Origin of the sequence: Actinoplanes sp. NPDC000266, from assembly GCF_042899005.1 — a bacterium.
Classification (GTDB): domain Bacteria; phylum Actinomycetota; class Actinomycetes; order Mycobacteriales; family Micromonosporaceae; genus Actinoplanes.
In genome coordinates this window covers 708,367-720,990 of record NZ_JBIAZI010000004.1, presented here as the reverse complement: position 1 = coordinate 720,990, position 12,624 = coordinate 708,367, and the positions used below count along the sequence as shown (strand labels likewise).

General features: G+C 71.6%; 12 protein-coding genes and 1 pseudogene. 5 read left to right on the top strand and 8 right to left on the bottom strand.

Features of this window, described 5'->3' with window-relative positions:
• Window positions 1–28: 28 nt before the first annotated feature.
• Window positions 29–1,468, bottom strand: a complete 1,440-nt coding sequence (locus ACFY36_RS19855; protein WP_499747433.1) for an MFS transporter — start codon at window positions 1,466–1,468, stop codon at window positions 29–31.
• A 64-nt stretch (window positions 1,469–1,532) separates the two neighbouring features.
• Between ACFY36_RS19855 and ACFY36_RS19850 the strand changes: the two genes are divergently transcribed.
• Entirely contained in the window at window positions 1,533–2,087 is a 555-nt protein-coding gene (locus tag ACFY36_RS19850) for a TetR/AcrR family transcriptional regulator (RefSeq protein WP_499747432.1), read from the top strand.
• Here the strand turns inward: ACFY36_RS19850 and ACFY36_RS19845 are convergent.
• Window positions 2,084–3,109, bottom strand: a complete 1,026-nt coding sequence (locus ACFY36_RS19845) for a Gfo/Idh/MocA family protein (RefSeq protein WP_499747431.1) — start codon at window positions 3,107–3,109, stop codon at window positions 2,084–2,086. The two genes, ACFY36_RS19850 and ACFY36_RS19845, sit on opposite strands and share 4 nt — an antisense overlap.
• A gap of 181 nt (window positions 3,110–3,290) precedes the next feature.
• Here ACFY36_RS19845 and ACFY36_RS19840 point away from each other — a divergent pair, with 181 nt between their 5' ends.
• Window positions 3,291–3,857, top strand: coding sequence for a Uma2 family endonuclease (locus tag ACFY36_RS19840; protein WP_499747430.1), 567 nt, complete (start codon window positions 3,291–3,293; stop codon window positions 3,855–3,857).
• A gap of 39 nt (window positions 3,858–3,896) precedes the next feature.
• Here the strand turns inward: ACFY36_RS19840 and ACFY36_RS19835 are convergent.
• Both ACFY36_RS19835 and ACFY36_RS19830 read right to left on the bottom strand, forming a co-directional pair.
• Window positions 3,897–4,001, bottom strand: a pseudogene (locus ACFY36_RS19835) (type II toxin-antitoxin system Phd/YefM family antitoxin); the annotation flags it as partial.
• 40 nt (window positions 4,002–4,041) lie between these two features.
• Entirely contained in the window at window positions 4,042–5,436 is a 1,395-nt protein-coding gene (locus tag ACFY36_RS19830; RefSeq protein ID WP_499747429.1) for a diguanylate cyclase domain-containing protein, read from the bottom strand.
• 112 nt (window positions 5,437–5,548) lie between these two features.
• On the opposite strand from ACFY36_RS19830, the gene ACFY36_RS19825 reads away from it, so the two are divergent.
• The gene (locus tag ACFY36_RS19825; RefSeq protein ID WP_499747428.1) at window positions 5,549–6,358 is read left to right on the top strand and encodes a methyltransferase domain-containing protein; all 810 of its coding nucleotides are present in this window, start codon (window positions 5,549–5,551) and stop codon (window positions 6,356–6,358) included.
• Here ACFY36_RS19825 and ACFY36_RS19820 read toward each other — a convergent pair.
• The gene (locus ACFY36_RS19820) at window positions 6,355–7,005 is read right to left on the bottom strand and encodes a YqeB family protein (RefSeq protein ID WP_499747427.1); all 651 of its coding nucleotides are present in this window, start codon (window positions 7,003–7,005) and stop codon (window positions 6,355–6,357) included. The genes ACFY36_RS19825 and ACFY36_RS19820 overlap by 4 nt on opposite strands.
• Window positions 7,006–7,115: 110 nt before the next feature.
• Between ACFY36_RS19820 and ACFY36_RS19815 the strand changes: the two genes are divergently transcribed.
• Window positions 7,116–8,219: a sensor histidine kinase gene (locus ACFY36_RS19815; RefSeq protein WP_499747565.1), complete on the top strand. Its 1,104-nt coding sequence runs from the start codon at window positions 7,116–7,118 to the stop codon at window positions 8,217–8,219.
• Window positions 8,207–8,884, top strand: coding sequence for a response regulator transcription factor (locus tag ACFY36_RS19810; protein WP_499747426.1), 678 nt, complete (start codon window positions 8,207–8,209; stop codon window positions 8,882–8,884). The genes ACFY36_RS19815 and ACFY36_RS19810 overlap by 13 nt, the downstream gene beginning before the upstream one ends.
• 17 nt (window positions 8,885–8,901) lie before the next feature.
• Here ACFY36_RS19810 and ACFY36_RS19805 read toward each other — a convergent pair whose 3' ends face one another.
• From ACFY36_RS19805 to ACFY36_RS19795, 3 genes are read right to left on the bottom strand one after another with little or no spacing between them, the layout of a single operon-like run.
• Window positions 8,902–10,380 (bottom strand): glycoside hydrolase family 130 protein, encoded by a 1,479-nt coding sequence (locus ACFY36_RS19805; RefSeq protein ID WP_499747425.1) that lies wholly within the window; start codon window positions 10,378–10,380, stop codon window positions 8,902–8,904.
• Window positions 10,381–10,388: 8 nt separating this feature from the next.
• A complete protein-coding gene (locus ACFY36_RS19800) occupies window positions 10,389–11,471 on the bottom strand; it encodes a glycosyltransferase (RefSeq protein WP_499747424.1) in 1,083 nt (360 codons plus the stop codon).
• A complete protein-coding gene (locus ACFY36_RS19795; protein ID WP_499747423.1) occupies window positions 11,468–12,604 on the bottom strand; it encodes a glycosyltransferase in 1,137 nt (378 codons plus the stop codon). Before ACFY36_RS19795 ends, ACFY36_RS19800 begins: the two co-directional genes overlap by 4 nt.
• Between the last annotated feature and the right edge of the window lie 20 nt (window positions 12,605–12,624).

Below are 12,624 nucleotides of genomic sequence, written 5' to 3'. Positions count from 1 at the left end.
ACGCCCTTGCCCTCTCCGGCGTCAGCCCTCAAACCTCCACGGGCGACAACTCCGGCAGAACCTCGGGCTCGCGCTTCTCCTCGACCACGGCGCGCCGGCCCGTCGGAACCAGCAACGCGACCAGGAGCGCGGCCGTGGCCACGGCGGCCAGGATCAGGAACGACGTCGTGTAACCGGACTCGGCGGGCAGGCCGGCCGGGCCGGGGTGGCTGGTGACGATGGAGCTGACCACCGCGGTGCCGATCGAGGCGCCGATCGTGCGGATGTTGGTGTTCATGCCGCTCGCGGCGCCGGTCTGGTGGCGGGGGACGGCCTGGACGATCAGGTTGATCATCGAGGAGTAGACGAGGCCCAGGGCGACGCCGAAGACCGCGCCCGCGATCGACAGGGACCAGCGGTCGCCGTGCTCCAGGGCGAAGGACAGGGCGGCCAGCGCGCCCAGCGCCGAGCCGATCAGAAGCTGCACCTTGCCGCTGAGCCAGCGGGTCAGGGGACCGCTGAGCGAACCGAACACGGCCATCATGACCAGCATCGGCAGCATGATCAGGCCGGCCTCGGTGACCGAGGCGCCGAAGCCGTAGCCGGAGGCCTTCGGGACCTGGACGAGCTGGGGCAGGAAGGCGAAGACGCCGAACATGGCCGCGCCGAACAGCAGGGCGACCAGGTTGGTGGTCCAGACCGCGGGCAGGCGCATCATCCGCATGTCGATCAGCGGGTTGGCCGAGCGGACCTCGGCCAGCAGCCAGGCCGCGAACAGCACCACCGCGGCCGCGAGCAGGCCCAGGGTCTTCCCGGAGGTCCAGCCCCAGCTGGTGGCCTTGCTCAGCGGCAGCAGCAGGGCGACGAGCCAGGCCGAGAGCAGGGCCGCGCCGACCCAGTTGACCTTGCCGGGGGTGCGCACCGGCGACGGCGGCACGAACCGCCAGGCGGCGACGCCGACCACGGTGACCACGAACATCGGGATCCAGAACAGCCAGCGCCAGTCGAGGGCGCCGACGATCGGGCCGGCCAGCACGATGCCGAGGCCGCTGCCCGTGGCGATGACGGCGGCCAGGACGCCGACGGCCGAGGAGACGCGCTCGGCCGGGAACTCGTCGCGGATGATGCCGAACGAGACGGGGAAGACGGCGCCCCCGAGGCCTTGGAGGACGCGGGCGATGATCAGCACGGTGACGTTGGGCGCGATCGCGGCGATCAGGCAGCCGACGGCGATCGCGGCCAGCGCGACCAGCAGCGTGCGGTCCTTGCCGAGCATGTCGGCGATGCGGCCCATGAGCGGGGTGGCGACCGACGCGGACAGCAACCAGGCGGTGAGCACCCAGGTGACCGTGCCGGCGGACGTGTGCAGGTCCTGCTGGATCGTCGGCAGAACCGGCGTCACCAGCGACTGCATGAGCGAGAAGGCCGCCGCGGCGGCGGCCAGCACCGCGAAGGTCGTTCGCGGTGTGCTCTGATAAAGTCGAGGCATGCCTCCAGATTAGCGGAGGGGTGCCTCCGGTTCGCAACCGCCGGAGGGTGTGAGGAGGGTCTCCATGACTGACGTGCCTGTCGCGGTGCGCCGGCCGCAGCGTGCCGACGCGCGGCGCAACTTCGACGCGCTGCTCGCGGCCGCACGCGACGCCTTCGCCGAGCACGGCACCGACGCGTCGCTGGAGGACATCGCCCGTCGGGCCGGCGTGGGCATCGGCACGCTCTACCGCAACTTCCCGACGAGGCAGGACCTGTTCGAGGCGGTGTACGTCGAGGAGATCGACCAGCTGCGCCAGGTGGCCGAGAAGGTGTCGTCACTGCCGCCATGGCAGGCGCTGAGCGCCTGGTTGGAGCAATTCGTCCGGTACGCCGTGACGAAGCGCGCGGTCATCGAGGCGCTCAACCGCGAGTCGGAGATGTTCCGCTCCTGCCGGGCGACGATGTACACGGCCGGCGAGCCCCTTTTCACCCGCGCTCAGGAGGCGGGCCAGGTCCGCCCCGACGCCAGCTTCGACGACGTCCTGCGCATGATCTCGGGTTTGACCGGAGGCGCTTTCGTCGACGACGCCCAGCGCGAGCGGGTGCTGGGCTTCGCCCTCCACGGCATCCGGGGCTAGAGGCGGACGGCTTCGCCGGAGCGGGCGCTGCGGCGGGCGGCGTCCAGGACGGTCATCGTCCGTACGGCGTCCTCGGGGTCGACCGGGACCGGGGACTCGTTGCGGACGGCGGCGGCGAAAGCCGGGTAGTACGTGTCCCAGCGGCCGCGCTCGGTCGGCACCTCGGTGCCCTCGTCGCCGCGGAAGATCTTGCCCTGGAGGGGCTCGGCGCCCCACTGGTCGCCCAGCTCGGCCGGCGACTGGCCGCCCTTGAGCAGGTCTTCCTGGATGTCGATGCGGCCGTCGAAGCCGGTGATGAAGGCGCCCGTGGTGCCGACGACCCGGAAGCGGGGTCCCGGGGCCGGCTGACGCCAGCTGCCCCACAGGTGCGACTCCACGCCGCCGACGTGATGCAGCGCCATGAACATGTCGTCGTCGAGTTCCCCGTTGCCGCGCATCTCGGCGTACACCCGAACCGCCGGACCATGCAGCAGCAGAGCCTGATCGACCAGATGGGATCCGAAGTCCATCAGCGTGCCGCCGCCGGCCGCACCGACCTTGCGCTGCGGCTGCCACCGCTCGAAGCGCGACTCGAACCGCCGGATCTGCCCGAGCTGCCCGTCCGCGATGAGCCGCCGCAGCGTCAGCAGATCGGAGTCCCAGCGCCGGTTCTGATAGACGCTGAGCTTGACGCCTTTCTCGTTCGCGGCCGCGACGACCTCACGGGCGGCCCCGGCGTCGAGCGCGAAAGGCTTGTCGACCACGACGCTGAGCCCGTGCGAGATCGCCTCGAGCGCGAGCGGCGCGTGCGTGCTCACCGGCGTCGAGATGGTGACCGCCTCGGCCCCGGCCGCCGCGATGTCGGCGATCGAGTCGAACGCCGCCGCCTTCGGGTGCTGCTTACCCAGCTCGGCCCGGCGCTCCTCGTTGGTGGTGACCACACCGAGAAACTCGATGTTCGGCGCCGACGCGATCAGCGGGGCGTGGAAGATCCGCCCACCCGAGCCGTACCCGACAAGCCCGAACCGCACCGCGTCACTCATACGGAAAAGCCTGCCACATCCCCCTCCGCGCCCGGCCCTCGGTCCGCTCGGTCATCGGCTTGACGGCCATCCTAGTCGTATGACAGGGTGCTTCGTGACAATGGGATCGCGTCGTCGTCGCATCGGCAGGGCCTGGCATGGCACGCTTAAGGCAGCATCTGCCGAAAGATGAGGCGATCCTATGAGCGTGGCCATGCTGGAGCACCCGGAGCCGTGGAGCGAGGACGAATACTTCGCGCTCGGCGAGACGGCGAACCGGGTGGAGCTGGTCGATGGGAGCCTGTGGGTGAGCCCCGCGCCGAGCAAACGCCATCAGCACATCGCCTTTCTGCTCGCGAGGGGCCTCTATGGCGCCGCCGAGCGAGCCGGTCTCCTGGTTCTGCAGGACGTCAATCTGCGACTTGCCAGTGGGCGCATCCTTCAGCCGGACCTCGTCGTGGCCGACACCGATGACGCCGGAAATGCCGTGGAGGCCGCCGAGGCCAAGCTGGTCGTCGAAGTGGTGTCGCCCAGCAACGCGGGGACGGACCGGCTGCTCAAGCCTCAGCTCTACGCGGCGGCCGGCATCGGCTGGTATCTGCGCGTGGAGCAGCCGCGCGACTCGGTCGAGTTGCACCTGGAGCGGCTGGCCGGCGCTCACTATGTTCCGGCCGTGATCGCGGGCCCCGGCCAGGCGCTCGTCTCCGAGGAGCCGTTTCCGTTCGAGCTGGAGATAGCTTCCCTGCTGGACCGGCGGCGCCGCGGCTAGATCAGGCGGCGCTCCGGCGGCGCGCCGGCGCGCGGGGGCGATCTCGGCCACGGGACGATTGCCCCGGGTGATGACCACAGTCTCGCCCCGCTCGATGGCGTCGAGCAGGTCCGAGAAATTCCGGGACGCCTCGGTGGCGGTCATGGTCCGCATGGATCGACGTTGTCCGACGATCAGATTAGTCTCACGCGGCGACCGGGTGGGTCAGGGGTGAGTACGTCTCGATGCGGTTCTTGCCCAGAGTCTTCGCGGCGTACATGGCCATGTCGGCTCGGCGGGTCAACTCCTTGACTGTTATGCCGGGCTCGCTGTGAGCCACGCCGATGCTGGCGCCGACCGTTACCGTGGCCGCGCTCAGTGTGATGGGGGCCGAGAGCAGGGTGCAGAGGTCGGCGGCGATCTCGGTGGCTTCATAAGGGCCGGTCAAGAGCAGGGCGAACTCGTCGCCGCCGAAGCGGCCGGCCACGCCGGGGGCGGTGGACAGGCGGGTGGCGATCTCCTGGAGGAGCTCGTCGCCGGCGGCGTGGCCGTGGGAGTCGTTCACCTTCTTGAAGTCGTCCAGGTCGATGTTGAGCAGGGCGACCGGGCCCGGGCCGGCCAGGGCCGCGGCGACCGCGCGCAGGAACTTGGCGCGGTTCGGTAGCTGGGTCAGGTGGTCGTGGTGGGCGCTGTGCTCCAGCTCGGCGTGGGTGCGGCAGCCTCCCTCGGCCAGCACCACCTGGTGGGACAGGGTCCGGAAGGCGTCCAGCACCTCGGGCGGGACCGCGCGGCGGCCGGCCACGGCCACGGCCAGGTCGGCGTCGATGGTGTGGACGTGCCACGCGCGGAAGCCCGGGAGCAGGGACTTCAGGTCGTCCACGTGGCCGAGACGGTGGCCGCGCAGGCCGGCCGGGACGCCGGCCAGGTTGGTGATTCGCAGGCCATCGGTGTCGCGGCGGACCACCAGCATGGCGACGCCGGGGTTGAGGGCGATCAGCTCCTCGGAGGCGGCGCGGCCGATCTCGCGGATGCGGGCGATGTCGGTGACGCCGAGCATGGACGAGCCGGCGCGGGCCAGCAGCGCCTCGCGGGCGACCGCCCGTTCCTGGCGGCGCAGGGTCACGTAGATGCCGCGGGTCAGGAAGGCCATGAGCAGCAGCTGCGGAATCAGGACCAGGACGTTGCCCGAATGCCAGGTCAGCTCCCGGCCCAGCGACTGTGGCGAGATCGCCACCGCCGCGGGGTAGGCCAGCGAGGCGAGCAGCAGGCGCAGCGCCCACAGGGTTCGTGAGCCGTACAGCGACAACACGACGGTGGAGGCGAGGGCCAGGGCCAGGCCGCCGATCGGATCCTTCAGGCCGGAGCCGCCCAGCGTGATCAGCACGGGGACCAGGGGCAGCGTCCACCAGCTGGAGCGCTCACGGGCGTACGTCGCCAGCAGCACGACGAGAAGCGCGACGATCGCGCCGGCCGAAAGGCCGAGGTAGCCGGGGGAGTGACCGGCGTTGCCGATCTGGGTGGCCTGGGACAGCAGCCCGGCCGATCCGACGGCGAGCGCGGCGAGCCGTGTGCGTTTCAGGGTGTCCCGGGGGATCCTCACCGCGACACCATCGACCGGCGCTGCGACGACATGAGTACGTTGCGTGATCCTTCCTGTCGGATGAGTGACCGGGACCCGGCTCCGAAGCGTTTCATGCGTCAACATTTGCCGCATGAAGCAGATGGAGCGCACCCCCTGGGCCGACCTCGACGGCCAGCCTCGCGAGCTGACCGCGATGCTGCTGGCCGCGCTCGAGGCGATGGGCCGCCACCCGGAGATCCGGCGGGTCCGTCGTACGGCCCGGGAGGCGCTGCGCCCCGAGGCGGGCTGGCGGATCCTGGACGCCGGCTGCGGCGCCGGTGACGTCGCCCGCCGGCTGGCCGGCGAGACCGGGGGCGAGGTCATCGCCCTGGACGTGTCGGCCGCGACCATCGCCGCCGCCGTCGAGCGCCACGACGGCAGCGAGGTGCGCTACACGGTCGGCGACCTCGCCTCGATCGACCTGCCGGCCGGCAGCGTCGACGGGGTCTGGTGCGAGCGGGTGCTCCAGCACGTCGACGACGCCGACCTGGCCATCGCCGAGCTGATCCGGGTGACCCGGCCCGGCGGCCGGCTGTGCCTGATCGACACCGACTGGACGTCGCTGGCCTTCGACGGGGTGCCGCCGGCGCTGGCCCGCACGGTCATCGACGACATGCACGGACGGCTCACGCCCCGGCGGGCCGACATGGGCCGCACGCTGCGCCGGCGCCTGGTCGGTAAGGGCCTGCGCGAGGTCGGCGCGATCCCGGTGACGTGCCTGTTCCCCGACCCGGAGTCGGCCGCGGTGGTGTTGCCCATGCTCAACCCGGGTGTGCCCGAGGATTCCTGGATGACGGCCCCGGGCGTACGGGAAAAGTGGTTTTCGCATGTCGAGGCCGCGGGCGCCCGCGGTGACTTCCTCGCGGTTCTGACGATCTGGGTCGTCACCGGCACGGTCTAGGAAGCGTGGCGCCAGAACTGTTTCTTCTTGACGTCTCGGACCACGATGCCCAGCCGCCCCAGCTCCTCGCGCAGGTCGCGCAGCTCGTCCTCGTCGCCCGACTTCAGGGCCTTCTGCCGCTCGGCCAGGATCGCGTTGGCGGCGGGCGAAATGTCCGGTAGATCGGGCACCCAGCGGCGATAAGCGGCCAGATAGGGGTCCTCGTCCGCCCACGGCACGCCGTGCTCGGTGAAGGCGGCTCGCACGTGCCGAGACATCAGAAGGGTGGGCTCCCGGGCCAGTTCCTGGCCGGTGCGCCCGAGTAACACGAGCTTGTCGCGGTCGGGGAAGGCCACCGCGATGTCGGCTCGCGGCACCACCCGCCGGTGGCCGGGCCGGGTCAGCTCCACCTCGGCCGTCGACACCCGCACCTTCAGCGACTCGGCGTCGACCATCGCCGCCAGCACCAGCCCCAGGATCACCCCCAGACCCGGCGTGACGTACGTCGTCACCACCGAGGGCAGCTCCTCGATCAGCCCGAACGGCCCTGGCAGCCACTCGACGCCGCCCAGCAGCCGCAGCAGGAGCGCCGCGCCGAAGCCGAGCGCGGGCGCCGTGATCCACACCAGGGTGCGAAGCCACCACGGGGTGGGCACAGTCGTCGTCACGTCCTCATCTTTCAAAAAAGGAGCGCCGGCGAATACCGACCGAGGGCGACGCGACGTAGACCAAAGTCGACTGCCCCTCCAGAAGCGTCACCGGTAGCGTCGGAGAGGTGATGCGCCGCTGGCTCGTGGAGCTGACACTGGCCGCCGTCGCGGTCGTGCTCGGCGTCTTCTTCACGGTCAACTCGATCGGCGAGGGCGATGGTTTCCCGGCCGAGGCCGAAGCCGTGGCCGGCGCGATCGCGGTGGCCGGCCTCGTCCTGTTCCGCCGCCGCCGCCCGGCCGCCCTGACCCTCGTGCTGATCCCGTTCGGCATCTTCTTCGCCATGCCGATGGGCGCCCTGCCGATCGCCCTGTTCAGCGTCGCGCTGCACCGCCCGGGCCGGCTCGCGGTGGCCCTGGCCACCCTGCACGCGGTGACGGTCGCCGTCGTCTACGGGTTCGCGCTCGGCCTCACCCGCGTCTACTACGAGAGCGTCACCTTCATCGTGCTGCTCAACGTCAGCCTGGTCGCGGTCGGCATGCTCATCCGGTCGCACCGGCAGCTGGTGGCCTCGTGGGCCGAGCGGGCCCGGCAGGCCGAGGAGGGCCAGCGGCTGCGGGTCGACCAGGCCCGCCTGGCCGAGCGCGAGCGCATCGCCCGGGAGATGCACGACGTCCTGGCCCATCGCATCTCGCTGCTCGCGGTGCATGCGGGGGCTTTGGAAGTACGCCGGGACGCCTCACCCGAGGAGCAGAAGGCGGCCGGGACCATCCGCCAGTCGGCCCACGACGCCCTGGAGGACCTGCGCACCGTGATCGGCATGCTGCGGACGCCGGGCGAGGACCGGCCGCAGCCGACCCTGGGCGACGTGCCGGCGCTGGTCGAGCAGTCCCGCGAGGCCGGCGCCGAGGTCGGCCTCACCTTCGACGGCGCCGACGGGGTGCCCGACCAGGTGGGCCGCAGCGCCTACCGGATCGTGCAGGAGGCCCTGACCAACGCCCGCAAGCATGCGCCGGGCGCGCCCATCGAGGTCACGATCAGCCGTACCGCCGAACCGGGCCTCACCGTCGAGGTGGGCAACCCCCTCGCCGCCGGCGGCGGCCGTCTGCCCGGGGCCGGAGCCGGGCTCACCGGTCTGCGGGAGCGGGTGCAGCTGGTCGGCGGCCGGCTGGAGCACGGGCCGACCCCGGGCGGCGAGTTCCATCTCAAGGCCTGGCTACCGTGGCCGACGTGATCCGGGTGCTGCTGGTCGACGACGACGCCCTCGTACGGGCCGGGCTGACCATGATGCTGGCCGCCTTCGACGACATCGAGGTGGTGGGTGTGGCGGTCGACGGCACCGAGGTGGCGGCCTCGGTGAACACGCACAAGCCGGACGTCGTGCTGATGGACATCCGCATGCCGGGCATGGACGGCCTGACCGCCACCGAGTCGCTGCGGCAGCGGCGCGACGCCCCTGAGGTGATCGTGCTGACCACCTTCGACACCGACGACCACGTGCTCCGGGCCCTGCGCGCCGGCGCCGGGGGCTTCCTGCTCAAACACACACCGCCGAGAGAGATCGCCGAGGCCGTACGCCGGGTCGCAGCCGGCGAGCCGATGATGTCGCCCGAGGTGCTGCGCAAGATGATCGGCCTGGTCGCGGGCGCGCCGGCCGACCCGCGGCGGCAGCGGGCCCGGGCCGCCCTTCAGCGGCTGAGCCCCGGCGAGGGCGACGTGGCGCGCCTGGTCGCCGAGGGCCGCACCAACCAGGAGATCGCCAATGAGCTCCTGATGAGCACGGCCACCGTCAAGGCGTACGTCTCACGCATCTTCACGAAGTTGTCGGTGACGAACCGGGTGCAGATCGCCCTGATCGTGCACGATGCCCCAATCCAACCACCCCACCACCGCCCTTGATCGGACTAAAGGCAGAATCAGTAGCCGGTCGGAACCATCCGCGACAGGAGTTGCTCGACCGGGACGCTGGCGAAGCCGATGCGGACGTCGCTCGCGCCGTACGGCAGCCAGAAGTTGCCGTCGTGGACCAGGCCGCCGCACGAGTAGACGACGTTCGGGACGTAGCCCTCGCGCTCGATCTCGTCCGGGTCGATCAGGCCCTCGGGCAGATCGGCGATGACGCGGGCCGGGTTTTCCAGGTCGAGCAGCATGGCGCCGATCGCGTAGCGGCGCATCGGGCCGACGCCGTGGGTCAGCACCAGCCAGCCCTCGCTGGTCTCGATCGGTGAGCCGCAGTTGCCGACCTGGATCAGGTCCCAGCCGCGGTGCGGCACCAGCAGCGGCTCGGCCGCCTGCCAGCGGTGCTGGTCGTCGCGCACGGCCAGGCCCAGCGTCTCGCCGTCGGAGCGGCACAGCGCCATCTTGCGGCCGCCGATGTAGCGCGGGAACAGGGCCATGCCCTTGTTGCGGGCGGCCGGTCCGTGCAGCCGGGTCACCTCGAAGTGCCGCAGGTCGCGCGAGAAGATCACCCGGCCCGAGATCTGCCGTCCGTCGTACGCCGTGTAGGTGCCCTGGTAGACGTGCCGGCCGTCCGGGTCGAGGACGCGGACGAAGCGGGCATCCTCCATGCCGTTGCTCTCGGCCGGGGTGGCCGGCCACAGCACCCGCTGGTGCAGCGGAACCGCCGGCGGGAACTGCACCGCGTACTCGTCGGTGACGATGTGCCGGATCCGGTCGATCGTCTCCTGCGAGGTGGGCCGGGCCAGCAGCTCGCCCGGGATGTGACCGATGACGTCCTCGAAGTCCTGGTCGGTGTAGCGCTCGGGCAGCGAGCAGACGACGTACGCGGCTGCCTCGTGGTCGATGCCGGCGTCGAGGAGCGCGGCCTCGAGCTGGTTCTTCCAGTGCTGCGCGCCGACCCGCTGGCCGATCATCAGGGGACCGTCGCGGTCCTCCATGCGGATGCGGTCGCCGGGGCCGAGCACGGCCGAGCAGAAGCCGATCGACGAGATGTGCCCCTCGCCGATCTGGCGCAGGCTGATGGCGACCCGCAGCTCGCCCGCGTCGAGCCCGGTCTGGTCGGGGTGCGGCACCATCGACGGGTTGCACAGCGCCGCCGCCTCGACCGCGAACTCGTGGCTGAAGTAGGCGCCGATCAGCGTGCGGGCCGTGGGGGAGAGGTCGAGCCCGTTGGGCACCCGGTGCTGGACCAGCTCGTAGTGGTGCTGGAAGACGCCGAGCAGATCGTGGTGGCGCCCGGCGAAGCGGGTCAGCACGTCGTCGAGCAGCCGGGCGATCTCGGCCTCGTCGAGCTGAAGGATGCGCTCGATGAGGCTCTGGGTGCGGTTCTTCACGCCCTGGGCGTCCTCGCCGGGCACGAACAGCTTGATCACGACGCGCCGGCCGTCCGGCTCCATGACGATGTCGTGGCGCGTGATCAGCGATTGCTCATTCATGACTGCGGTCATGCTAGGCCGCCTGACGGTCGGGTCGCGCTCCGGCTCACAAGCGTGCGGGCATGCTGCAGCGTGGACACCAGCGCGAGGGTTGATTCGGCTCCTTGGTTCACATTAGGACCTTCTACCGTCAATCCGTCATAACATCCGCCGGTTAGGGGGTCGTACATGACGGTTTGTGAGTCGTTGTCCCCGAGGAACCAGGCCACCGCCCGGAAGAGCTGCTCGTCCCAGCGGTCGTCGCCGGTGACCGCCGCCGCCGTGGCGCAGGCGTCGGCGGTGGCCGCGGCCTCGATCGGCTGCTGGTCGAAGCGGTGCTTGGGCACGCCCGGCCGCCATCCGCCGACCGGCACCGTGGACAGGTGCCCGTCGTTGTCCTGCTGCCGGCAGAGCCAGGCCAGCGACTTGAGGCCGGCCCGCAGCAGCGGCTCGTCGCCGAGCAGGTCGCCGGCCGCGATCAACACCTCGGGCAGGGCCGGGTTGCCGTAGGTCAGCTCGGGCTCGGGCCACAGCCAGTCCGGGCCGGCCGTGGGCAGGCCGATCACCGTGGCCGCGTCGGCCAGCAGCTGGGCCGACTCGGTGTCGCGCGGGTCGGCGCGCAGCACCTCGGCCGCGCCCAGGGCCGCGTACGCCATGGCCCGCGACCAGGGCGAGCGCTGCCGCAGGCCGAGCCGGAACGAGGTCATCGCCTCCCGGCGGATCCACGGCACGGCCGAGCGGGCGGCCGCGGTGCCCAGGCCCCACATGGCCCGGCCCCACCAGTCGCCGGTCGACGGCTCGTCGGTCCAGCGGCGGTCGTACGCCATGCGGTTGCGGAACGCGCCGTCCGGGCCCTGCGCGTGCGTGAGAAAGGCCAGATAACGCTCGGCCAGGCCGGCCAGCTGCGCGGTCGGGCGGGGCTCCCGGCTGATCAGCAGGAGACCGCGGGAGACGTCGTCCACGCAGTAGCCGTGCTCGCGCCGCACGATCGCGTTCCGGGCGTGCTCGAGCAGGCCGGTGTCGTCGGAGAGGCGTACGACGTGACTCCAGTCGGGCGGTGGTGCGTCGGCGAGCTGAATGGGCGGCGGGACCAGCCGGAGTCCGACCGTCATGCCGGCACCGGCGTGGCGATCGGCAGGAGGCGGCCGGCCAGGGCCTGATAGCGGGCCGCGACCGCGGGCCACCGCAGCGTCGGGCCGCCGGCCAGCCCGGTGAGCCGGCCCGGCATGCCCGGCTCGGCCAGCGCGCGCCGGATCGCCACCGCCATCGCCTCGGGATCCTGATGCGGCACCAACAGCCCGGGGCCGTCGGCCAGCAGCTCCACCGCGTGCGGGAACTCGGTCGCCACGACCGGGATCTCGGCGCCGACCGCCTCGATGAGCACACCCGAGGTGACCTGCTCGGTCGAGTCGTACGGCAGGACCACCACGTCGGCCGAGCGGATCAGCCGGGTCAGCTCGGCCTCCTCCAGGTAGGCGTCGGCCCAGACCACCTGATCGGCGACGCCGAGGGAGGCCGCGAGCTCCTTGAGCGAGTCCCGGTAGACGTCGCCGAAATGCTCCAGCACCTTGGGATGCGTGCGCCCGGCCACCGTGTAGAGCGGTTTCGGGTCGAGGTCGCCGAGCTGGGCCAGGGCGCGGATGGCCCACTCGATGCCCTTGCCCGGGCCGAGCAGGCCCCAGGTCAGCAGATGCGGCCGGTCGTGGCCCTCGCGCGGGGTGCCGGACCGGCTGCCGGCCCCGTGCGGGATCACCGAGATCTTGCGCGGGTCGACGTCGTAGCCGCCGGTCAGCCGCTGCCGCGCGGTGTCGGTCATGGTGACCAGGGCGTCGGCCGAGGCGCCGATCCTCTCCAGCACGCGGCGCTGCAGCGGGTCGGGGTTGCTGAGCACGGTGTGCAGCACGACGATGGACGGGATCCGCAGGGCGCGCAGAAGCGGCAGCACCTCGTCTCCGGCGTCGCCGGGATAGATCCCGTACTCGTGCTGGAGGATCGCCACGTCGAAGCGGTTGAGCGCGTTGGCGGCGGCCTGCCAGCCGCCCGGGGTGTCCGTGTGCCAGGTGTGCACGACGCGGGGCGCCGCCCGGTCGAGTTCGATGCCGCCGCTCACGCTGTCGCCGGCCAGCAGCCGGACGACGCCTGCGGCGCCGCCGGAGTTCAGATGCGTGGCCAGTGCGGCATTGAAGGTCGCCAAACCGCATTGGGTGGGCGGGTAGGTGCTCAAGAAGCCAAACTTCGCGGGCATGGTCGGCCTTTCCGGAAATA

What these genes read in the sequence shown, in the direction of transcription:
- ACFY36_RS19850 (WP_499747432.1), top strand. Translation starts at nt 1,533, where the DNA reads ATGACTGACGTGCCTGTCGCGGTGCGCCGGCCGCAGCGTGCCGACGCG.
- ACFY36_RS19825 (WP_499747428.1), top strand. Translation starts at nt 5,549, where the DNA reads ATGAAGCAGATGGAGCGCACCCCCTGGGCCGACCTCGACGGCCAGCCT.
- ACFY36_RS19840 (WP_499747430.1), top strand. Translation starts at nt 3,291, where the DNA reads ATGAGCGTGGCCATGCTGGAGCACCCGGAGCCGTGGAGCGAGGACGAA.
- ACFY36_RS19800 (WP_499747424.1), bottom strand. Translation starts at nt 11,471, where the DNA reads ATGACGGTCGGACTCCGGCTGGTCCCGCCGCCCATTCAGCTCGCCGAC.
- ACFY36_RS19845 (WP_499747431.1), bottom strand. Translation starts at nt 3,109, where the DNA reads ATGAGTGACGCGGTGCGGTTCGGGCTTGTCGGGTACGGCTCGGGTGGG.
- ACFY36_RS19855 (WP_499747433.1), bottom strand. Translation starts at nt 1,468, where the DNA reads ATGCCTCGACTTTATCAGAGCACACCGCGAACGACCTTCGCGGTGCTG.
- ACFY36_RS19795 (WP_499747423.1), bottom strand. Translation starts at nt 12,604, where the DNA reads ATGCCCGCGAAGTTTGGCTTCTTGAGCACCTACCCGCCCACCCAATGC.
- ACFY36_RS19815 (WP_499747565.1), top strand. Translation starts at nt 7,116, where the DNA reads ATGCGCCGCTGGCTCGTGGAGCTGACACTGGCCGCCGTCGCGGTCGTG.
- ACFY36_RS19805 (WP_499747425.1), bottom strand. Translation starts at nt 10,380, where the DNA reads ATGAATGAGCAATCGCTGATCACGCGCCACGACATCGTCATGGAGCCG.